The 22,098-nt window shown below is 37.8% G+C and carries 16 protein-coding genes; all 16 read left to right on the forward strand.

The features are described from left to right. Positions 1 to 69 precede the first annotated feature (69 nt). Complete coding sequence (locus VOI17_RS14315) at positions 70 to 1,887, forward strand: hypothetical protein (RefSeq protein WP_323757910.1); 1,818 nt, start codon at positions 70 to 72, stop codon at positions 1,885 to 1,887. Positions 1,888 to 1,956: 69 nt separating this feature from the next. Beyond that, positions 1,957 to 3,087: a glycosyltransferase family 4 protein gene (locus tag VOI17_RS14320; protein ID WP_323757911.1), complete on the forward strand. Its 1,131-nt coding sequence runs from the start codon at positions 1,957 to 1,959 to the stop codon at positions 3,085 to 3,087. 6 nt (positions 3,088 to 3,093) lie between these two features. Next, positions 3,094 to 4,278, forward strand: a complete 1,185-nt coding sequence (locus tag VOI17_RS14325; RefSeq protein WP_323757912.1) for a glycosyltransferase family 4 protein — start codon at positions 3,094 to 3,096, stop codon at positions 4,276 to 4,278. Continuing rightward, a complete protein-coding gene (locus tag VOI17_RS14330) occupies positions 4,279 to 5,574 on the forward strand; it encodes a hypothetical protein (protein WP_323757913.1) in 1,296 nt (431 codons plus the stop codon). 62 nt (positions 5,575 to 5,636) lie between these two features. Then, positions 5,637 to 6,449, forward strand: a complete 813-nt coding sequence (locus VOI17_RS14335) for a class I SAM-dependent methyltransferase (protein ID WP_323757914.1) — start codon at positions 5,637 to 5,639, stop codon at positions 6,447 to 6,449. A gap of 72 nt (positions 6,450 to 6,521) precedes the next feature. Continuing rightward, complete coding sequence (asnB, locus tag VOI17_RS14340; RefSeq protein WP_323757915.1) at positions 6,522 to 8,414, forward strand: asparagine synthase (glutamine-hydrolyzing); 1,893 nt, start codon at positions 6,522 to 6,524, stop codon at positions 8,412 to 8,414. Beyond that, the gene (locus tag VOI17_RS14345; RefSeq protein WP_323757916.1) at positions 8,414 to 10,531 is read left to right on the forward strand and encodes a bi-domain-containing oxidoreductase; all 2,118 of its coding nucleotides are present in this window, start codon (positions 8,414 to 8,416) and stop codon (positions 10,529 to 10,531) included. The genes asnB and VOI17_RS14345 overlap by 1 nt, the downstream gene beginning before the upstream one ends. Before the next feature lie 142 nt (positions 10,532 to 10,673). Next, on the forward strand, positions 10,674 to 12,131 hold the full coding sequence (locus tag VOI17_RS14350; protein ID WP_323757917.1) for an alginate lyase family protein: 1,458 nt from the start codon (positions 10,674 to 10,676) through the stop codon (positions 12,129 to 12,131). Beyond that, entirely contained in the window at positions 12,121 to 13,206 is a 1,086-nt protein-coding gene (gene wecB, locus VOI17_RS14355; protein ID WP_323757918.1) for a non-hydrolyzing UDP-N-acetylglucosamine 2-epimerase, read from the forward strand. The genes VOI17_RS14350 and wecB overlap by 11 nt, the downstream gene beginning before the upstream one ends. Continuing rightward, the gene (locus VOI17_RS14360) at positions 13,203 to 14,387 is read left to right on the forward strand and encodes a glycosyltransferase family 4 protein (protein ID WP_323757919.1); all 1,185 of its coding nucleotides are present in this window, start codon (positions 13,203 to 13,205) and stop codon (positions 14,385 to 14,387) included. Before wecB ends, VOI17_RS14360 begins: the two co-directional genes overlap by 4 nt. Next, positions 14,384 to 15,238: an NAD-dependent epimerase/dehydratase family protein gene (locus VOI17_RS14365; protein ID WP_323757920.1), complete on the forward strand. Its 855-nt coding sequence runs from the start codon at positions 14,384 to 14,386 to the stop codon at positions 15,236 to 15,238. The genes VOI17_RS14360 and VOI17_RS14365 overlap by 4 nt, the downstream gene beginning before the upstream one ends. A gap of 1 nt (position 15,239) precedes the next feature. Beyond that, complete coding sequence (locus VOI17_RS14370) at positions 15,240 to 16,460, forward strand: polysaccharide biosynthesis protein (protein ID WP_323757921.1); 1,221 nt, start codon at positions 15,240 to 15,242, stop codon at positions 16,458 to 16,460. 2 nt (positions 16,461 to 16,462) lie between these two features. Further along, positions 16,463 to 17,128, forward strand: a complete 666-nt coding sequence (locus VOI17_RS14375; protein ID WP_323757922.1) for a sugar transferase — start codon at positions 16,463 to 16,465, stop codon at positions 17,126 to 17,128. A gap of 89 nt (positions 17,129 to 17,217) precedes the next feature. Continuing rightward, entirely contained in the window at positions 17,218 to 18,345 is a 1,128-nt protein-coding gene (locus VOI17_RS14380) for an MraY family glycosyltransferase (protein ID WP_323757923.1), read from the forward strand. Between the two features lie 167 nt (positions 18,346 to 18,512). Continuing rightward, the gene (locus VOI17_RS14385) at positions 18,513 to 21,023 is read left to right on the forward strand and encodes an SLBB domain-containing protein (protein WP_323757924.1); all 2,511 of its coding nucleotides are present in this window, start codon (positions 18,513 to 18,515) and stop codon (positions 21,021 to 21,023) included. Then, positions 21,020 to 22,090: an exopolysaccharide biosynthesis protein gene (locus VOI17_RS14390; RefSeq protein ID WP_323757925.1), complete on the forward strand. Its 1,071-nt coding sequence runs from the start codon at positions 21,020 to 21,022 to the stop codon at positions 22,088 to 22,090. The genes VOI17_RS14385 and VOI17_RS14390 overlap by 4 nt, the downstream gene beginning before the upstream one ends. Positions 22,091 to 22,098: the final 8 nt, after the last annotated feature.

Consider the following 22,098-nt stretch of genomic DNA (forward strand, 5'->3'; position numbering starts at 1 on the left):
CGGTCTGATTAAAAAGAACACTTTATAGTCTTTTTATCAATTCATTTGAAACAATCAAAAATCTAGCACATGTGTGGCATATTCGGTATCATTTCCTCGGCTCCAGTCGATAAAAAGGAATTGCAAGTCTTAGTTAATCACTCCCAGCAAAGAGGCATGGATTCGAGTGGTTTAATCTTTACGGACGGCTCGGATTATATTGTTAAGCGTGCTGATTACGCTATAAGCAAACTTTTAAAGGAAGTCAAGCTGAAATCCTCTAGTATGGTGATGGGACATAGCAGATTGATTACGAATGGCCTATCCGACAACCAACCTGTGGTACGAGATGGAGTCGCAGTAATTCATAACGGTATTGTGGTTAACCATGAATCGATCTGGTCTAAAATTAGCAAGGAAAGAAAGCTTCAGATAGATACAGAAGTGATTGCTGCCATTGCGGCAGAATGTGTTGAAAACGGAGATACCCTTGAGAGCATTCCTGAAAAGATACTTGATTTGTGTGAAGGGATTGTTGCTTGTGCATTGGTATTACCAAAACTTGGTAAGCTCTGCCTGTTTTCAAACAATGGTAGTTTGTATTTGGGGCAAAATGAGGGAAGACAGATTTTTGCTTCTGAGAGTTATCCATTGGTTCAGATGGGATGCAAGGATATTAAGAAGATAAAGACTGGTGTTTTTATTGACATTGCGGTGTCTGATAAAGCCATGGACGTATCTGATAAAGCAGGTAGAAAAACCAACCTGATAGCTGATTTGCCACTTTTGTCTTCAGAAGAGAAATTACTAGAATACCCTAAACCAAACTTGAAGAGGTGCACCAAATGTATTCTTCCAGAAACGATGCCTTATATCCGTTTTGATGATAAGGGTGTTTGTAACTATTGCAATAACTACAAACTAAGAAATGTTCCGAGACCTAAAGAGGAATTGTTCAAGTTAGTAGAGCCATACAGACGAAAGGAAGGGAATGACTGTATTGTTCCTTTCTCAGGAGGTAGAGATAGTTGTTTTGGGCTTCATTTGATTGTCAAGGAGCTTAAAATGAAGCCAATTACTTATACCTATGACTGGGGTATGGTAACCGATTTGGGCAGAAGAAATATAAGCCGAATGTGTGCCGAAATGGGTGTTGAAAATATTATAGTGGCTGATGATATTACGAAGAAGCGAAAATATATAGAGATGAACCTTAAGGCTTGGCTTAAGTCACCTCATTTGGGCATGATCAGTATCCTCACGGCAGGCGACAAGCACTTTTTTAGGCATGTAGAGACAATAAAACAGCAAACGGGAATTGGGCTCAACTTATGGGGCGTAAATCCACTAGAGGTGACCCATTTTAAATCTGGCTTTTTAGGCGTTCCTCCAGATTTTGAAGAGGAGCGAGTATATAGTCACGGAGCTATGAAGCAGTTGAGATATCAATTTCTTCGTATGAAAGCAATGATGAAGTCACCAGGGTATTTTAATAGGTCTTTATGGGATACGCTCTCTGGAGAGTACTACAGGAGTTTTACAGAGAAAAGTGACTACTACCATATTTTTGATTTCTTCAGATGGGATGAAACAGAAATCGATCAAACACTTGCTACCTATGATTGGGAGTTAGCACCTGACACAACTACTACCTGGAGAATTGGAGATGGTACAGCTGCTTTTTATAATTATATATACTATGTAGTGGCAGGTTTTACTGAGCATGATACCTTTAGAAGTAATCAGATAAGAGAGGGGCAGATGACCAGAGAAAAAGCTCTCGAATTAGTAGAGGATGAGAATCAGCCGAGGTATCAAAACATAAGGTGGTATCTAGACGCAGTAGGTATTGATTTTAAGGAGGCGATTACGGTGGTCAATAAGATCCCAAAGTTGTATACACTTTAGGCCAAGTTTAGGTTTATTGTAACTACGATTAGAAATGATTTTAATGACCTACTGAATAGTTAGTTTTTGATGGGTAAGAACATATTAGCTTTAACGACAAAGGAAATAGCAAATGATAACAGGGTCATAAATTATACGAATGCGCTCGCCAGTCATGGCCATCAAGTAAGTCTGATTTGCCCTGATTCAAGAAAACAAACGACTACCCATTATCAGTTTAGTACGGTCTATATTTCACTTTTTGCACAAAGACTACCCTCTTTTTTTGTTTTTAACTTGTTTAAAACATTGGAGTTTATCTTTCGGTCGGTTTTTAGGGCTAAAAAGATAAAATGTGAGGTTATTCATGCGAATGACTTGCAAGGGTTGGTGGTGGCAAGCCTTATCAAACGCTTAGCTCATAAAGATGCTGCTATTGTGTACGATGCACATGAATATGAAACTGAAGCGAATGGTATCAAAGGCTTTCGAAAGAAGATATATCAATTCTTGGAAAGAAAGCTTATCAAAGAGGTTTCAGGGGTCATTACGGTAAGTGATACGATCGCCAATGAGTATGTAAGACTATATGGCATTGAGCCACCAACAGTGCTTCTAAATGTTCCAAAGATTACAAGAGATACAGGGGAAAAGCACAATTTATTTCGAGAAAAACTGGAGATTAGACCCGACCAGAGAATTTTTTTATATCAAGGATACTTGATGCCAGGGAGAGGGGTAGAGATATTACTAAATACTTTCAGCAAGCTTGATTCAGACAAGAACGTTATCGTATTTATGGGGAAAGGGAAGTTAAAAGAGCTTATTGATGATTACAGAGTAAGAGGGAATATTTATTTTCACGACTTTGTGGATCCTAATGAGTTCTTAAATTATACTTCTTCCGCAGATGTGGGGATTGCATTCATTCAAGATATCTCTTTATCTGATCGGTACTGTCTCCCAAATAAGCTATTCGAGTATATTTCTTGTGGGTTGCCAGTTATCTGCTCAAACCTTCCGGAAATGAAGAAGCTTGTTGAGACCAATAAAGTTGGAGTCGTTGCAAATGAAAATACTGAGGAGGGATTTAAGAATGCTGTGGATCTAATGAATAGCAAAGACCTTGATTTCTTTAAGGCAAATACATCTGCAACATCTGCTAAATACAGTTGGTTGCTACAAGAAGAAAAACTAATCCAGTTGTACAATCGATTATAGAGCAACATGAAAATAGTTTATGTCCATCACTGTGGCTCCACTGGAGGAGCAGGGAATAGTCTTTATTTTTTGTTGTCCAAATTAGTATTGGAACATGAGATTCACATCATTACTCAACAAGGAGAAATGGTAGACAAGTTCAAATTGTTAACGCCTCATGTTTACGAAATTAGAGGAATCCCTGTACTTTTTACGGCAGAAAACTTTGGATATATAAGAACGATTTTTGTCAACCTAAAATCGTTTTTTTATTATAAAGAAGTTGCTAAGGTTGTTGCTATAATAAGCGAAATAGAACCAGACATAGTACACCTAAATGAAATTGGGATGTTTTCTTTGGCGAAAAGGGTGAAGCAAGAGCTGCGAATTCCTGTCGTAATGCATGCAAGAACCGTCCCAAATAGGAAATACAAATTACTATTAAAACTCTTTACAAATCAATGCAATCGATTTGTTGATCAATTGATTTGCATTACTAAAAGTGTTGCTCATTTGTACCCTGAAATACTCCATAAGAGCGTTATTTACAATCCCATTCAATTGGATGAAAATGAGATTAATCGAATTAGCGCAATCAATTATGATAGTCAAGTTTTCAAAGTGTTGTTTCTTGCCAATTTTTACAAGCAAAAAGGTGTAGAAGAGACCTTAAAGGCCATAATTGAATTAAGGGCTAACCTTAACATTCAGTTTGTAATAATTGGATCTAATATTAAACCACAAGCTTTTTTTAAAAGCATGTTTGGAAGATTGTTAAACCTGCTTAATGTCTATCCTGATTATGAGAATAGGATGAGAAAGGCAATCGAAAAATACGACCTTAAAAATGTTACCTTGTTGGGGCAGGTTAGAGATATCAAGTCTGAGATTCAAAACTGCCATTTGCTCATTGCCCCAATGCACTTGAACGGCACACCAAGGTCTGTTTTCGAAGCTGGAATATATGGGATTCCTTCAATTCTAGCACTTTATCATAAGATAGATGATTTGGTTGAACATGAAGTAAATGGGCTAGTGATTAATGAGAAAAACCATAAGGAATTGGTTAATGGTATAGTTTGTTTAGAACAAGATAGAAGTAAGCTCAAAGCTTTTGGGGAAGCAGCGAAAGAGAAGTATCTCAGGATATGTGCTCAAGATTTGGCCGCCAGAGAAATGAATGAGGTTTACCTAAGGCTACTTGCGAATTAGATGATGTTAATAAAAGTGCTAACGACAAAATTTGATTTAAAGAAGTTGAACCTAAGGTTCAACATTAACCCCGTTTTTTCTAAAGAGGTTATTCTTAATATCTTTTTCTTTTTTGCTTTGATGCCCTATGTTTCACCTGTACCACTTGGTACGGATGTTCAGATTCTTACGGGATTGATTGGATATACAGTCCTTTTTATTCTTCTAATGAAAGATAAGTTTGTGGTGGACAAACGTGAATTGCTGATTTTTGGTTTATGTCTAGTGTTCATCTTTTATATTAATATTAATGAGTCAACATATCAGCTTAGAAAAGCGATAGGGCCATTATATAGCTTTGGCGTTTTCTACATAGCAAAGAGATATAATGGTTACTTCAGTAAAAAAATTCTTTCAGCAGTAATTATCATTTACCTTATTGGTGCAATATTACAGTTTATTTCTCCTGGAATATTTAGTCTGATTTTCGAGCATTTCATTCGAGAAGTGAAGTATTCTGCAGTTAGCGGAAGAGGGGTGACATCTTTTGCTCCGGAGCCGAGTTTTCTAGGGATCATTTGTATCTATCTTTTGATCATTCAGAATTGGTTTTATAAGGGAGAAAAGAAGGATAAGTTTTACTATTACAGGTTTGCGGCTTGTGTATTTATGATTCTTCTCTCGAAATCTGGAGCAGGATATGTATTGCTGTTTTTATTCACGGCATCACAATTCACGGGCTATATCAAGAAATACTGGTATATAGGTTTATTTATGGGGATTGGTCTTGGGATTTTTGTTACGACTACTGACCGAGTAAGCGGAAATAAAGGGTTATCGGATTTAGTTGGCGTTTTAAAGTCAACATCTCCCAAAGACCTTCTACGCATTGCATCGCTTGCTAATCGAGTGAATCCTATATTGGTTGGTATTTACGGAGCATCTGAAAAGCCACTAGGGCGCGGTAGTGGTTCGTTTACATCTCAAGCGAGGGGTGTTTATTTGGACAATGGGCTAGAAGAACTCTACCCCGCTTATAATAGACCTAGGTTGTTATATGAAATATCTAGCGACTCCGTGTCTTCATTTGGGAAGTATTTGTTCGAATATGGTATTTTCTTCCTTCTATATTTGATGCTAATTTTGTCAGGGTTAGATTTTAAGCAAGCAGGATTGTTTACCGTATTCCTTGTCTTAATTGGGCTGATGTTTAGCTTACCCATCGTCTATCCACCCATTTGGCTCATTTATGGAATGTTTGATAAGAAGGTTTTAGCTAAAAAACTGGCCAATAAAAGAAATTTAGAACAGGTGTAGCTGAGTATTAATGAAAAAACAATACAGTCATTGGCTTTTTGTCTCATATATGAATTCTTATTGTGACAAATAACTTAAAAAATGATGTTCATGAATTCTGGAATGAAAGCTCTTGTGGAGAGAAGCTGTTTCTAGAGGGTTTTTCTAAGGATGACTATTTAAATCAATCGAAGGTAAGATATGAACTGGAACCAGAGATATTAAGTTTTGGCCAATTTGAATCATTTAAGGATAAAAAGACCCTAGAGATTGGTGTTGGCTTAGGGTCAGATCATATGCTTTTGGCTCGAAGTGAGGCATTATTAACAGGTATTGATTTAACAGAACGGGCGGTAGGTCATACAAAGAGGAGGTTTAAATTACTAGGATTAACTTCTGACCTCTCGGTCGCTGATGCTGAAAATTTACCTTTCGAGGATGGATCATTTGAAATGATCTATTCATGGGGCGTAATACACCACTCTCCGAATACACCAAAGGTGGTAGATGAAATTCATCGGGTGCTGATGAAAAATGGCAAATGCAAAATAATGATATACCATAAATATAGCCTAGTTGGCTTCATGCTGTGGTTAAGGTATGGTTTGTTCACGTTTAGACCTTTTATTGGTCTTAATAAGATATATCATCAATATTTGGAAAGCCCTGGAACAAAAGCTTACTCTTATAAAGAGGCAAGGAAACTTTTTCATAAGTTCAAAATCAATTCCATTACCTCTCCTTTAACTCATGGTGATTTACTGACCTCTCAGGCTGGGCAAAGGCATAAAGGTGCTATTTTGAATGGAGCAAGAAAAATATGGCCAAGACGTTTCTTCAAAGCTTTTATGAGAAATAACGGCCTATTTCTGATGTTAGATTTAGAAAAAAAATGAGCGAAAACTATCCTGTCGTGCTTTTTTTGAAGCACTTATTCATTGGAATGTATTAATAGATTTTAAGTTTTTATGTGTGGCATAGTTGGAGCTTTTAATAAAAGAATTGATCGGAAGGTACTCGACCTCATACAGCATAGAGGACCAGATGATACCGGTTGGTTTGAACATAAGAATGTTACCCTTGGCCATGTAAGGCTCTCTATTCAAGATGTTAGTGAAATGGCCCATCAACCGTTTCTATCGAAGGATGGAAATACGGTAATGGTTTTCAATGGTGAAATATATAATCACTGGGAAATTAGAAAAGGACTTGAAGAAAAAGGAGTAACGTTTAAGTCGACTTCTGACACTGAAACAGTTCTTGAAGGTTATTTAATGTATGGCACTCAAATTTTTGAGATGCTAAATGGAATATTTGCACTCTGCATATATGACCTTATAACAGAAAAGGCTGTTTTGGTGAGGGATAGGTTTGGTGTTAAGCCTTTGTATTACAGTTTTGTAAACAACGAGTTTCAATTCTCGTCTGAGTTAAAGGCGCTTGAGTTTGACTCAAATGAATTAGACTATGAGTCGATTGCCAACTACATAAAGTTTCTTTGGTCTCCAGGTAAAGGAACTCCTTCAAAGGAGATAAAGAAAATGCTTCCTGGTGAGTATTGTACAATCTCCAATAACAATGGAGTAATCAGTACTGAATCAAAATTCATCTCCACAAAGACGTTCGATGGAACCAGGTATCTTGCAACGGAGGATGAACTAGTTGATAGCCTAGATGCTCTATTGGTTCAAGCAGTTCAGCGACAACTTTTGTCCGATGTTCCTGTAGGGTTCTTCCTTTCCGGTGGTTTAGATAGTAGCCTTTTGGTCGCGATAGCAAGAAAGTTACGTCCTGAGGAAGATATTCAGTGCTTTACTATTGATACTACCACCTTTGCCAAAAGTGAAGGCTTTAGTAATGATTTGGATTATGCTAGAATAGTTGCCGATCACTTAGATGTCAAACTAGAAGTAGTATCGTCAGACGTTGATATTGCTAAGGATTTTGATAGCATGATTTGGCATTTGGACGAGCCTCAAGCTGACCCAGCGCCTTTGAATGTACTAAACATCTCCAAGAGGGCTGCTGAAATGGGCTTCAAAGTATTGATTGGTGGCGCTGGAGGAGATGATGTGTTTTCTGGCTACAGAAGACATCAGATGCTAAAATATGAGGCGAAAATTTCTAAGATACCTCAGTTTATACTGAATACCGCTGGTGGTTTTGCCAGTCTATTAAAACCTAGTACACCGAATAAACGAAGGGTAAAAAAGCTTTTAGGGACGCTTAGAAAATCTAAGAAGGACAGACTATTTACCTATTTTGATTGGCTTGACTGGAGAACGGTAAAAAGTCTTTTTAAAGCAGATGCTAAGAAGAAGCTAGATACACTTGATGAGTACAGCTTTTTTAGGTCTAAGATTAATGAGATTCCTAAAGAACACAACTCACTCAATCAAATGCTCCATTTGGAAATGAGCACCTTTTTGGTTGACCATAACTTCAATTATACCGATAAAATGGGAATGGCTGCTGGGGTCGAAATAAGAGTGCCATTTTTGGATAATGACTTAGTTGACTTTAGTTATAAGATACCTCCGGAGCTTAAGCTTAAGAATAAAGTCACAAAATATATACTCAAGAAAGTCGCAGAAAGGTATTTACCAATGGAAGTAATATACCGTTCCAAAGCAGGTTTTGGTGCGCCTGTTAGAAAATGGATTACAGAAGACCTGTCGGAGTTAGTTGAATCGAGGTTGAGTAGAGAAAATATTGAGAAATTTAACATTTTTGACTACGCTCAAGTAAATGCTCTAGTTGAAAGCAATAAAAAAGGAGATATTGACGCATCTTATTCTATCTGGGCGATATTGGCCATTGATAGTTGGGTGAGGCAGTTTTCAAAAGGAAGAATTAATTGATGAAGCAAATAATACAAGACCTAAAGACAGGCAAAACTATTCTTGAAGAAGTGCCAGCTCCATTAGTAAAAACTGGGGCTGTTCTTATTAAGACGCAACGGAGTTTAGTTTCGCTGGGTACAGAAAGAATGCTTGTTGAATTTGGCAAATCTAATTTAGTATCTAAGGCACGTCAGCAACCAGATAAGGTGAAGATGGTGCTTGATAAAATTAAGACAGATGGCTTGATGCCAACCTTGGAAGCCGTATTTAGTAAGCTTAACCAACCGCTACCTATGGGCTATTGCAACGTGGGTGAGGTTGTAGCTGTCGGTAAAGGGGTTAAAGAATTCAAGGTTGGTGATAGGGTAGCTTCAAATGGCAATCATGCTGAATTTGTTTGTATTCCTGAAAACCTTGTTGCCAGAATTCCTGACAATGTATCTTATAGTGAGGCTTCATTTACGATCATAGGTGCTATTGGACTTCAGGGCATTCGCCTTTTGAACCCAACAATGGGCGAAACCGTAGTGGTTATCGGTCTTGGTCTTATTGGTTTAATCACGGCAGAATTATTGATCGCCAATGGCTGCGATGTTATAGGTTTTGACTACGATCAAAGTAAAGTAGATATCGCTACAGCTAAAGGTATAAAAGCCATTAACCTCAGCGCTGGGGCTGATCAAGTAAAAATAGTTGAAGAGCATACCAACGGAGTAGGTGCCGATGGAGTAATCATTACCGCTTCAAATAAAACGAACGACATTATTTCTAATTCGGCTAAAATGAGCCGAAAACGTGGTCGTATTGTACTTGTTGGTGTAATTGGCTTGGATATTTCAAGAGCTGATTTTTACGAAAAGGAGCTTACTTTTCAAGTATCTTGTTCCTATGGGCCGGGCCGTTATGATGACGACTATGAACAAAAAGGGCAAGATTATCCACTCCCATTTGTTCGCTGGACGGAAAAGAGAAACTTTCAAACAGTTTTAGGGGCAATTGCTAATGGAAAACTGGATGTAAAACCTCTAATTACCGAAGAAATACCACTTGCTGACTTTGATAAGATTTACGGAACTATAGGTACGTCCAAATCTGTAGCCTCAATTTTAGTTTATAGTAATGAAGAAGAGACCCCCACAAGGAAAGTAGAAGTAGGGGCTGGAAAGGGAAAAGGAGGAGCTTTAGGAATCGTTGGGGCTGGTAATTTTACCAATGCAATGATTTTGCCTGCCTTGAAGAAAAACGACACTCCTGTTAAATACATTGCGAGCTCTGGTGGCTTAAGTGCGAAGACACTAGCGAACAAGTTCGGGGTTAATTTTGCCACTAGTGATTACAAAGAAATATTAGCGGACGATGAGGTTAAGTTGGTGTTGATAACAACACGCCATAACCTTCATGCTTCAATGGCATTGGCTTGTTTAGAGGCAGGTAAGCATGTCTTCGTTGAAAAACCATTAGCCTTAAAGCTTACTGAGGTTGATGATATTATTGCTCAGGCCGAAAAGTCGGAGAAGTCAGTAGTGGTAGGTTTCAATCGAAGGTTTTCTCCCCATATGGAGAAAATAAAGAAAGCACTAGGAGAAGCCAGTGGGCCAATTAACGTTTGTGCCACCATGAATGCTGGTTTTATCCCTAAAGATGTGTGGATCCACGACATGGAAGTTGGTGGCGGTAGAATTATTGGAGAAGCATGCCATTATATAGACCTTTTAGTATATCTGACAGGTAGCCAAGTAGTTTCAGTTTGTATGAATGCTATGGGCAAGAATCCAGAGGAAAATACAGACAATGCTTCTATTCTATTAAGGTTTGAAAATGGATCTAACGGAACCATTAATTATTTTGCGAATGGAGCCAAGTCATATTCAAAGGAACGTATAGAGGTTTATTCTCAAGAAAGAACTTTTGTGTGTGATAACTTTAGGATAACGCAAGGTTTTGGTGCCAAAGGCTTTGGTAAATTAAAGACCAAACAAGATAAAGGTCACGTAGAACAATTTAGACGTTTAAGCGAATTTGCTAAAAACGGAGGTGATTCTATTATCCCGGTTAACGAAGTTATTAACGTGAGTAAGGCCAGTATTTTGGCAGTAGAAAGTTTAAAAATGGGAGCTTGGGTAGATGTGGACTAGACTGAAATTGATGATTAATACTGTGGTCCACTTAAAACGGATACAGGTTTTTTATCAGATATATTATAAGGTTAGAAATAGGGTCTTTGACCCTATTTCTTTTGGTAACCTTCGGGGTTATAAACCAATTCAGGATCGGCTTGTGCTTGCAGCCTTTCCTTTCAGTCCAGAGGCGACTAGCATTGAATGGTTGACTGAGAAAGATTTGAAATTTTCTTTCCTAAACCAACCTCACGAATTCATCGGAAAGGTGGATTGGAATTATGAAGGGAAAGGCAAACTTTGGAACTACAATTTAAATTATTTCGATTTTCTTTTCGACCCGAAAACCGGTTCTGATTCGGGCAAAAAACTCATAAAAGATTACTGTGACAGCTATGATGGCTTGAAAGGTGGGCTAGAACCTTATCCTATCTCCTTAAAAGGGATTAACTGGATAAAGTTTCTATCAATTAATAACATTCAAGAGAATGAGATAGACCAATGTCTTTATAAGCAGTTCAAAATTCTTGAGTCAAATTTGGAGTACCATATTTTGGCAAACCATTTACTGGAAAATGCATTTTCATTGTTTTTTGGAGCCTATTATTTTGAAAACGATAGCTTTTATGAGAAAGCCAAAAAGCTTTTAATGGCACAACTGAGTGAGCAAATCCTTTCGGATGGGGCACACTATGAACGGTCTCCAATGTATCACCAGATTTTGCTTTTTAGATTACTCGACACTATCAATCTGGTCCAAAATAATACTTGGCAGTCTAAAGAATTGCTGGAAGAGCTCAAGGCTGTGGCACAATCAATGCTGTCATGGTTGAATATGATGACTTTTAGAAATGGAGAAATTCCTTGCTTAAAAGACGCTACAAAGAGAATTGCTCCTACAACCCAAGAGTTGTTAGATTATGCAAAACTATTGAGCGTTGACTGGAAAAAAGAGGTATCTCTTTCAGATTCTGGGTATAGGAAATTTTTTAATGAGAATATGGAACTCATTGTAGATGTAGGGGCGATTACCCCTTCTTATCAACCAGGCCATGCGCATGCCGATGAGTTAAACTTTGTACTAAACCTTAAGGGAAAGCCATTTATTGTTGATGTTGGTATTTCTACTTATGAGAAGAACCAACGAAGACAGTTAGAAAGGTCAACTATTTCTCATAACTGTGTTTCTTTAGGTAACACCAATTCCTCTGAAGTATGGGGAGGCTTTAGAGTTGCAAAACGGGCTAAGGTTCGTTTATTGAATGATTCGGCTTCTCAAATTGAAGCGGAACATACTGGGTTTGAGAAAAAAGGGCTAAGTGTTAAACGAAAATTCAGCGTTAGTCAAAGCGCTATTTGTATTGAGGATATTTTAGAGGGAAGCAGTTCAATGATGGAGTCTACAGTCTCTATTCTACATTTTCATCCCGATGTTCAATTGAAAGTTTTAGGAAATGATATTTTTGCAGATAAAATAAGGATTAAGTTAGAGGGCTTTTGTTCCTTTGCACTTGAGAGTTACGAATATGCTGATGGTTTCAACCGTTTAAAGGAGGCAAAAAAGTTAGTACTGAAACCAAGTGAAACAAACCAAATAGAAATTCAATATGCTGATTGATATTATTGCTGGGGCTCGCCCTAATTTCATGAAAATTGCACCAATAATTCACGCGATTCAAAAAGCTGAGGTTAGTGGTTCAAAACTGAAATATAGACTAGTCCACACTGGACAGCATTACGATAAGAAGATGTCAGGTGACTTTTTTGAGCAACTCAATATCCCTCATCCAGATGTGAATTTAGAGTCTGGCTCTGGAACCCAAGCGGAGCAAACCGCTAAGATTATGGTCAGGTATGAGGCCCTTCTATTAGAAAAGCCTTGTGATTTAACCTTGGTAGTTGGTGATGTAACCTCCACAATGGCCTGCTCGATTGCAGCAAAGAAATTAAACATTAAGGTGGCTCACGTAGAAGCAGGCATTCGCTCTTTTGACCTCTCGATGCCCGAAGAGATAAATAGAATGGTTACCGATAGTATAACGGACTACTTTTTCACTACCTCTGAACGAGCGAATAGTAATTTGAAAAGGGCTGGCGTTGAAGATGAGAGAATCTTCTTCGTGGGTAATACAATGATTGATACTTTGCTTAAAAATCGGTCGCGTTTTATGAAGCCTGAGGTTTGGGATGAATTAAAACTTAACGAGTCTGGCTACATCGTGATGACCTTGCATAGACCTGCAAATGTTGATGAGGAGCATAAGTTAAAAGGTCTAATACAAGAGATTGTAGATCATTCTCAGGGAATGCCTCTGGTTTTTCCAATTCATCCAAGAACCGCGAAAGTTTTCGAAAACCTAGGGATCACACACGATAATTTACACTTGATCGAACCACTTCCTTATTTGGAATTTAACTTCCTAGTAGAGCGAGCAAAGGCTGTGATTACCGATTCAGGAGGGATAACGGAAGAGACAACGGTAATGGGCGTTCCGTGTATGACCCTCAGGGATAATACGGAAAGGCCTGAGACTTGTGAACTAGGAACCAATGAGCTTTTAGGAACTAATCCAAAATCAATAGGACCAGCGATGGCGAAGCTATTTTCAGGAAGTTGGAAGAAGGGGGAGATTCCTAAATTATGGGATGGGAAAACTGCAGAGAGGATAATAGAGTGCTTGAATAAATTATGAAGATACTTTATTTGACCTTTTATTTTGAACCAGACCTTTGTGCTGGTTCTTTTAGAAATACACCCTTGGCTTACGAGTTAAATAGAAAACTCAAAGAAGGCGATGAGGTCCATGTGATTACGACCATGCCAAATCGTTATAAGTCTTTCAAAGAAGACGCCCTTGAGGTTGAGCAAAGAGACAAGCTATTTATTCAACGAATTCCTATCCCAGATCATCAAAGTGGGTTTTTGGATCAAATTAATTCGTTTAAAACATTTTTCTTTAATGCACTGAAGTTGACCAAAGGAAATCACTATGATTTGGTCTTTGCGTCCTCTTCACGTCTTTTTACGGCCTTTTTAGGAAGATACCTAGCGAACAAACATAAGGTCAATCTTTATCTTGATATAAGAGATATATTTACCGATACAATGAACGAGGTGCTCGAGAGCAAAATATTGAAAACGCTCAGTTTGCCTGTTCTCAGAAAAGTTGAAAAATATACCTTTAAAAAGGCCAATCATATTAACCTCGTATCAGGTGGCTTTGAAGGGTATTTTAAAAAATTCAAAAACCCATCGTACTCATTTTTCACGAATGGAATTGACGATGAATTCTTAAATCTCCCTGAATCCAAAGAGAGAGTTAGTGATCAATTTATCATAACCTATGCTGGTAATATTGGAGAGGGGCAGGGTTTACATAAAATTATTCCCCAAGCGGCTAAGGCGCTAGGTGATGATTATAAGTTTGTGATTATTGGTGATGGGGGTGCAAAAGGCAAACTAATAGATCAAATTGAAAAAACAAGAAGTACCAATATTGAGCTCATTGAGCCAGTAGGCAGAGCTGTTCTGAAGGATTATTACATGAAATCAGACTTTCTTTTCCTGCATTTAAATGATTTTAAAGCCTTCGAAAAAGTGCTCCCATCAAAGATATTTGAATACGGAGCCTATGATAAGCCCATAATAGCAGGTGTTGCTGGGTTTTCAAATCAGTTCATTCAGGAAAACTTAGAAAATTATATTCTCTTTGCTCCTGGAGATGTTGAAACGTTCGTGTCGAAGATTAAATCTTTTGAGTTCAAAAACCAAAGAAGATCAGCGTTCATATCGGCATTCAGCCGTAAGAATATAATGGAAAAAATGGCTGAGAGTATAATTGCCAGTGCCAATAAAGGTGAGCAGAATATATGAAGACAGTTCTTATAACAGGTGCATCTGGTTTTGTTGGGCAACGCTTCTGTGTCAGCAATAAGGACAGATGTTTAATAAAAACGGTTTCGCTCCAGAATGTTCAGATCGAAGACTTAGATTTCTCGGGTGTAGACGTAATTCTTCATTTGGCAGGAATTGCTCACCGAATGGAGAAGACAGATGACTCTCTTTATTTTGAAGTGAACTATGAGCTCACTAAGAAATTGGCAGAAGCCGCCAAAGAAGCCGGAGTAGGTCACTTTATTTTTGTGAGTACAATTAAGGTATATGGAGATGATTATGAATTACTCACTCCAGAGACTGCATGTAGGCCAAATGATGCTTATGGTAAGAGCAAGCTCATGGCTGAAGAGGCGCTTAAAAATTTGGAAACTAGAGATTTTGGAATTTCTATTGTTCGTCCACCACTCATTTATGGGCAGGGTGTAAAGGGCAACATGCAGAAACTCATGGCCTTGGTTGAAAAGAGAAAATACATCCCTTTAGGGAATATTAATAACAAGAGAAGTATGCTGGGGCTGGACAATTTTGTAGCGCTTTTAGACAGGGTAATAAAAACCAGTAAGTCAGGGACTTTTTTAATTCAAGACTCCGAACCAGTGTCTACTTCAAGACTCATCTCAGAAATTGCCAAAGGAAAGAACATTCAAATCAAGCTGATTTCAATTCCAGGGCTGGTGAGATTTACGATAAAAAAAATAGCACCTGAAATATATAAGAGACTATTTGGCTCTCTTGTAGTCGATGATAGTGCAACAAGGAATATATTGAACTTTGAACCACCTTTTTCATTTGAAGAAGGGATTCGGTTAATGGCTAAAAACAATTGAAATGAGTAAATTATTCAATGTTGATCGATTTATATCAGAGTATGTAACGGAGAGAAAGGAAAGCCTTTTCTCGAAGGATTTGTTGACTTTTCATGAAAGGCTAACAGAAAAAACAGAAGGGAGGTCGGCTTTGGTTATTGGTGGAGCAGGAACTATTGGCTCATCTTTTATAAAGGCACTTTTAAAATTTAATATTAGTAAGCTTTACGTTGTTGATATTAATGAAAACGGTCTAACAGAACTTGTTAGAGACCTTAGAAGTTCAGTAGGGCTTAATGTGCCTGATGACCTTAAAACATACCCTATAAGTTTTTCGGATCCTGTTTTTAAGAAGATGTTCCTTGCATCAGGTCCTTTTGACATTGTCGCCAACTTTGCTGCTCACAAACATGTAAGAAGTGAAAAGGATCATTATTCCATCGAGGCAATGATTCAAAACAATGTGCTCAAGGCCAAAGGGCTTTTAGATCTGTTGGTTCAAAACCCTCCAGAACACTTCTTTTGTGTCTCAACGGATAAAGCTGCAAACCCGGTTAATGTTATGGGAGCCAGCAAAAAGTTAATGGAGGATTTAATTCTTGCGTACTCTGATAGGTTACGAATTTCAACAGCAAGGTTTGCGAATGTGGCATTTTCTAATGGTAGTCTTCCCTTTGGTTTCATGGAGAGATTGGCCAAACAACAACCCTTCTCAAGCCCATTGAATATTAAAAGGTATTTTGTGTCACCTGAAGAGTCAGGACAAATTTGCCTTTTAGCTTGTCTTTTAGGTGATTCGGGAGAAATATTCTTTCCAAAGCTAGATTATAATAAGAACATGAAAACCTTTTCGTCCATAGCGATAAGCTTGTTAAAAGAATTGGGTTTTGAAGCGGATGTCTGCGCAACTGAAGATGAGGCGAGAGAAAAGGCTACACAATTGAAAACCAATTCTAGCACTTACCCAGTGTATTTTTTCGAATCGAATACCTCAGGTGAAAAGTCTTTTGAAGAATTTTATACTGACGATGAGCAACTAGATGTTGATAGTTTCTCTGGTTTGGGGGTAATAAAGAATACTCAAAGGAAATCAACAAAAGAGTTGATGGAAATATTTTCTAATCTAGAATCAGCATTCAATTCAGAAACGATATCAAAGGCGAGTGTTGTTCAGGTATTGAAAACTTATCTTCCTAATTTTGATCATATCGAAAAGGGTAAAAACCTGGATCAAAGCATGTAACTATGTATAAATTTTTCAAAAGGCTTTTAGACATGACGGTTGCTTTAATAGCAATAATAATTCTTCTCCCGCTGTTACTGCCAATTATGATAGGGCTTAAATTGACGGGTGAAGGGTATATATTCTATAAGCAGAAGAGAATAGGCTTGAATAACAAGTACTTTGAGATTCTTAAGTTTGCGACCATGCTTAAGGATAGCCCAAATATGGGCTCAGGCTCTATAACCTTAAGGAATGACCCTAGAGTTACACCAATGGGTGGGTTTTTGAGAAAGACAAAGATCAATGAGCTACCTCAAATATTTAACATATTGTTGGGGGACATAAGTTTAGTGGGACCCAGACCATTGGTTGATAAGACATTTAACGCTTATTCTGAAGAGGTGAGAGGGCTCGTTTACAATGTGAAACCTGGTCTAACGGGTATAGGTTCGATTGTTTTTAGAGATGAGGAGTCTCTTATCTTTAATAGTAATTTGGATCCCCATACCTATTATGAAAATACTATCGCCCCATATAAAGGCAAGTTAGAGTTATGGTATCAAGAAAGAGCCTCAATGTGGGTGGACTTAAAAATCATATTTCTGACGGCTTGGGTAATATTATTCTCAAGCTCTGACTTACCTTATAGAGTATTTAGGTCCCTTCCTCCTAAACCATCTTTTTAAAGTGAACGGGCTCAGTTATTTATTAATTGATCTCACGCCTTTCAATACTTGGTTTAACTGTTTAACTTTACAGAGAATAACAGAATTTAATGGAACAGTTTTTTCTACTGGGAGGTACGTCTTTTTTAATAACTTTTTTGATCTTTCCTGTTTTTATCAAAGCGTTCAAAAAGCGTAACTTTTTGGACACTCCTGGGGGGCGAAAGATTCATACTGTACATACACCTTCAATGGGTGGATTGGCAATTTATATTGGGTTCGCAATCTCGCTTTTTATTTGGATGCCTTTTGATGAACTTAAAGAGATCAAGTATGTAATTAGTGCCTTGACCATAATGTTCATAATTGGCTTTAGAGATGATTTGATTAATCTAAGGGCATTCCAAAAACTTTTTGGACAAATAGCATCTACACTTATTATAGTTGCGGTGTGCGATATTAGACTCGTTTCGCTTTATGGAATTTTTGGAATATATGAAATTCCAACAATTTTTAGCTATATCCTATCTGTATTTACAATCATTGTTATAACAAATGCCTATAACCTCATTGATGGAATTGATGGCTTAGCTGGCTCTATTGGTATAATTAGCGCCTTATTTTTTGGCATCTGGTTCTACTTGGTAGGGGCTGATGCTTATGCTTTTCTATCTTTTTCTTTGTTAGGTGGCTTGTTGGCTTTCTTACAATTTAACTGGGCTCCGTCAAAAGTATTCATGGGTGATACGGGCTCATTGATGATTGGCTTTTTTCTATCAATTGTATCAATAAAATTCATTGATTTAAACTACAATCTACAAGCAGCGCACCCTTTCCGATTTGATGCATTTGTTGGGCCAGCCATAGGAGTATTAATTGTACCGCTTTATGATACTTTGAGAGTGTTTATTAAGAGAATGCTGAGAGGGAAGTCTCCAATGCATCCAGATAGGACTCATTTACACCATATTCTTCTTCGTTTGGGCTGCAACCACGCTCAGGCCACGGGTATTTTGGTAACAGTGAACGTGATTTTTGTTTTATTGACTTTAGTGTTAAAAAGTTTTTCAGATGCGATTGTGCTTCCCGCACTTATAGTTACTGCATTAACTTTAGGAACAATTACTGAGCTTATTTTTAAATCGATGATTGATAAGCGCAAGGAAGAACTGAAGGAAAGAAATAGAACTTATAGAAAAGAAGCGAAAGTAGTATCAATTACAAAGTCGGTAGGCTAAAAAACGAAGACATTAGAGTAGAATGCTTTAACAGCTAAACATTCTTATGTTTGGCTTTTCTTTTATCTTGCATACGAATTAGACGGAATCACCAACAAATGGGTCAAAAAATTAAATATTCATTTCTTATTCTGGGATTATTAACCCTGCTTTTTAACCAGCCGGTAATGGCTCAAGGACTGCCAGATTTTACAGCCATTAAGGTGGATGAGCTTTCAGACGAGCAAATTCAAAGCATGATGCAAAAGGCATCTTCAATGGGCTATTCACAGCAAGACTTGTTTGCTGCTGCACAGGGACAAGGGGTGTCATTGACTGAAATATCAAAACTAGGTCAAAGGATGAATAAAATACAAAGTTCCAGAGTGTCTAGGGCTGAGTCAACTCCAACGGAAAGGTCAAGTCGAACCAATGTGGAAGCATTGATTTCTGAAAATCAGCCTTTATTGCCCTCTGAGATTTTTGGTTTGGCCATTTTTCAGAATGGCACTGCAAAAAATGGTTTTGTGTCGAGCTTGAATATTCCGACTCCAGAAAATTATGTGCTAGGAGCAGGGGATGAGATTTTTATTGATATTTATGGAATCTCAGAACAATACTATCAGGCTGAAATAAACCCTGAGGGGAGTATTATTTTGGAAAACTTTGGGCCTATTTTCTTGTCCGGACTCAATGTTAAAGCTGCTGAGGCCAAGATAAAAAATAAACTTGCCAAGGTAATTACTGAATTGGAAGGAGATTCTCCTTCAACATTTATCTCTGTTACTTTAGGAAGAATCAAGTCTATTAATATCACAGTGGTTGGGGAGGTTGCTACTCCAGGCACATACACATTAAGTGCATTTAGCACAGTATTTAACGCGTTGTATTCCGTGGGTGGTGTAACCGAAAATGGAACACTCAGGAATATCAAAGTGTTTAGAGAAGATAAGCTAGTTGCTCAACTTGATGCTTATGATTTTTTAATTTCGGGAGATAGCAAGAGTAATATACGGCTTCAGAGTAATGATGTAATTGTTATTGACCCATATACCAACCGTATTATAATTGGTGGTGCTGTGAAAAGGCCAGCTATTTATGAATTAAAGGAGAATGAATCCCTTTCCGATCTAATAAGGTATGCAGGGGGATTTAATGAGAATGCTTTTTCAGAACAAATAAGTGTAGTAAGGAATGTGGGCAAAGAGAAAGTGGTTGCCGATGTTTTTGAAAATCAGTATGCAGTTTTTACTCCTAAGCCAGGAGATGTTTATCAAGTTAAACAAGTCTTAGACCGCTTCTCAAATCGAGTTCAAATTAAGGGCGCAGTTTTCCGCCCAGGACAGTATTCAATTTCTGGAGAGCTAACAGCCAAACAACTTATTGAAAAGGCTGATGGACTGAAGGGTGATGCCAGTCTAAGCAGGGCTTTAATTATTAGAACAAATCCTGATTTATCTACAGAAACTATTTCCATCAATTTGAAGGACTTAATGGATGGGACTTCAAATGATGTTCAATTACAGCGTGAAGATGTTGTTCAAATATTCTCTATTTATGAATTGAAAGAAGAGAGTTATGTGGAGGTTTCTGGTGAGGTAAACTCTGGTGGTATTTTTAGGTTTTCAAACGACATGACAGTTGAGGATATCTTGATTTTGGCGGGAGGCTTTAAGTCTTCAGCATCGGAATCGAAAATTGAAATCACACGAAGATATGGTGATGCTCAAGTTGGGAATGTATCAGAGGTTTTCGTTGTAGATGTTGACAGAAATCTGTCGCTTAATAGCACAGATAAAGCTTTTGAACTTGAGCCCTTTGATCATATCATTGTAAGAAAGAACCCGAATTTCTTTGTTCAAAAATTTGTTGCCATAGAAGGGGAGGTAGTCTATCCGGGCAACTATGCCATAAAGAATCAAACCGAGAGAATATCAAGTCTTTTAGAGCGAGCAGGAGGTCTAAATAAGTATGCATATATAGAGGGAGCAACTTTGCTAAGAAAAACGGAATTCCATTCAGAGATAAGCAATATTGAACAAAAAGTTCAGGCCTTGGAAGCACTTCTCAACAGGTATGCCGAAGGAGACCCTTCATTATCTGAATCGGAGTTGGCACAAGTGGCTAGGCTTAATCAGCAACTTGATGAGCTTGATAAACAAAACTTAGACACGGAAGGAGATCCATTCTACGCGAAAAAGGAAAGACTCAGAGAAATTGTCCAACGTAATGCGCTTTTTGGAGATGTACAACTTGGTAACTCTGATGCTATTGGAATCGATCTGAAGAAGATTATTGAAAATCCGAAATCTAAATTTAACCTTATACTTGAGGAAGGTGATGTGCTTGTTCTTCCGAAACAACAAGAAACGGTGAGACTAAGGGGCAGAGTGCTTTACCCCACCACAGTGGTTTATGAATCTAACCGAAGTCTCAAGCATTTTATCAACTTGGCTGGTGGCTTTGGAAACCGAGCTCAACGAAAAAATACGTACGTTATATACGCCAATGGGGATGTAGCGAAGACAAAAAGGTTCTTGTTTTTCAAGACATATCCTCGTGTATCTCCAGGGGCTGAAATTATTGTGCCTTCAAAACCCCCTAAACTGCCATTCGCTATTTCTGAGGTCGTTGGTATCACTAGTGGTTTGGCCACTTTAGCCCTTCTTATTAGTCAAATCAATTTTTCTGGAAAATGAGTGAACATCACCATATTAATGAAGAGCGAATATCTATTGCTGGCCTGATACGCAATTTTCAGGCATGGGCAAAAGCCATGTTCAGCGTATGGGCAAAAATTATTCTTGGTGCCATTGTTATTGGGGGGTTATTTTTCACGTATCAGTTGGTTAGAAAAATAAATTATAAAGCTGAAACTACATTTACACTCGAGGATGAATCTGGTGGAGGTTTAGGGCAGTTATCCTCTTTGGCTTCTTTGGCTGGAGTAAATGTGGGGTCCTCTTTAGGAGGGGAGAGCAGCCTTTTCCAGCTAGATAATATTACGGAACTCTATATGTCATATACCATGATGAAGGAGACGCTTTTGACAAAAAGTGAATCGGAAATGGGTGTTGAAAGACTCATAACTTGGTATGGCCGTGAAAACAAACTGGACAAAAAGTGGGCAAAAGCGGGTGTCAATTTTGAGATGCCTAAAGACAATATGATTGTGAGGCATGATAGCGTATTGAAGGAAGTGGTAAAAGATATCAGAAAAAGAAACCTTGTTGTTTCAAAGCCCAGCCGAAAGCTTACTATATTAAGCGTAGCATATACCTCTAATGATGAATTGTTTTCTAAAAAGTTTAATGAAACTTTAGTTCAGCATGTAAACGAGTTTTATAAAGCAGTGAAAACAAAAAAGACCAGTGAAAATTTAAGAGTATTGGCCTATCAGGCAGATAGCGTTAAAAAGGTTTTAGATCAGTCCTTAAGTGATTTAGCTCAGTTTGATGAGCGTAACCCTTACCTTAATTCTTTGAAGTCTATGGCATATGTGCCAAGGCAAAAAATAATGATAGATGTTCAGGCTTCATCAGCTGTATATGAGGAGATTGTTAAAAATTTAGAAATCGCGAAAATTTCTAACCGAAATAATACACCTCTGATACAGGGAATAGATAAGCCTGTTTTGCCCCTAGAAGACGACCATATGAAGTGGTATAAGGCTTTGGTGATTGGGTTGGTTTTAGGTGGACTGCTAATGGTGAGTTACTTTACTTTAATGCGAATTTATACATCTGTTATGAGTCAAGAAGATTGATTTAACTC

The sequence above is a fragment of the Roseivirga sp. genome, from assembly GCF_034669765.1.
Classification (GTDB): Bacteria; Bacteroidota; Bacteroidia; order Cytophagales; family Cyclobacteriaceae; genus Roseivirga.

Excerpts from the sequence above, each read along its gene's own strand:
- VOI17_RS14315 (WP_323757910.1), top strand. The coding sequence starts at position 70 with ATGTGTGGCATATTCGGTATCATTTCCTCGGCTCCAGTCGATAAAAAG.
- VOI17_RS14320 (WP_323757911.1), top strand. The coding sequence starts at position 1,957 with ATGGGTAAGAACATATTAGCTTTAACGACAAAGGAAATAGCAAATGAT.
- VOI17_RS14325 (WP_323757912.1), top strand. The coding sequence starts at position 3,094 with ATGAAAATAGTTTATGTCCATCACTGTGGCTCCACTGGAGGAGCAGGG.
- VOI17_RS14330 (WP_323757913.1), top strand. The coding sequence starts at position 4,279 with ATGATGTTAATAAAAGTGCTAACGACAAAATTTGATTTAAAGAAGTTG.
- asnB (WP_323757915.1), top strand. The coding sequence starts at position 6,522 with ATGTGTGGCATAGTTGGAGCTTTTAATAAAAGAATTGATCGGAAGGTA.
- VOI17_RS14345 (WP_323757916.1), top strand. The coding sequence starts at position 8,414 with ATGAAGCAAATAATACAAGACCTAAAGACAGGCAAAACTATTCTTGAA.
- wecB (WP_323757918.1), top strand. The coding sequence starts at position 12,121 with ATGCTGATTGATATTATTGCTGGGGCTCGCCCTAATTTCATGAAAATT.
- VOI17_RS14360 (WP_323757919.1), top strand. The coding sequence starts at position 13,203 with ATGAAGATACTTTATTTGACCTTTTATTTTGAACCAGACCTTTGTGCT.
- VOI17_RS14365 (WP_323757920.1), top strand. The coding sequence starts at position 14,384 with ATGAAGACAGTTCTTATAACAGGTGCATCTGGTTTTGTTGGGCAACGC.
- VOI17_RS14370 (WP_323757921.1), top strand. The coding sequence starts at position 15,240 with ATGAGTAAATTATTCAATGTTGATCGATTTATATCAGAGTATGTAACG.
- VOI17_RS14375 (WP_323757922.1), top strand. The coding sequence starts at position 16,463 with ATGTATAAATTTTTCAAAAGGCTTTTAGACATGACGGTTGCTTTAATA.
- VOI17_RS14380 (WP_323757923.1), top strand. The coding sequence starts at position 17,218 with ATGGAACAGTTTTTTCTACTGGGAGGTACGTCTTTTTTAATAACTTTT.
- VOI17_RS14385 (WP_323757924.1), top strand. The coding sequence starts at position 18,513 with ATGGCTCAAGGACTGCCAGATTTTACAGCCATTAAGGTGGATGAGCTT.
- VOI17_RS14390 (WP_323757925.1), top strand. The coding sequence starts at position 21,020 with ATGAGTGAACATCACCATATTAATGAAGAGCGAATATCTATTGCTGGC.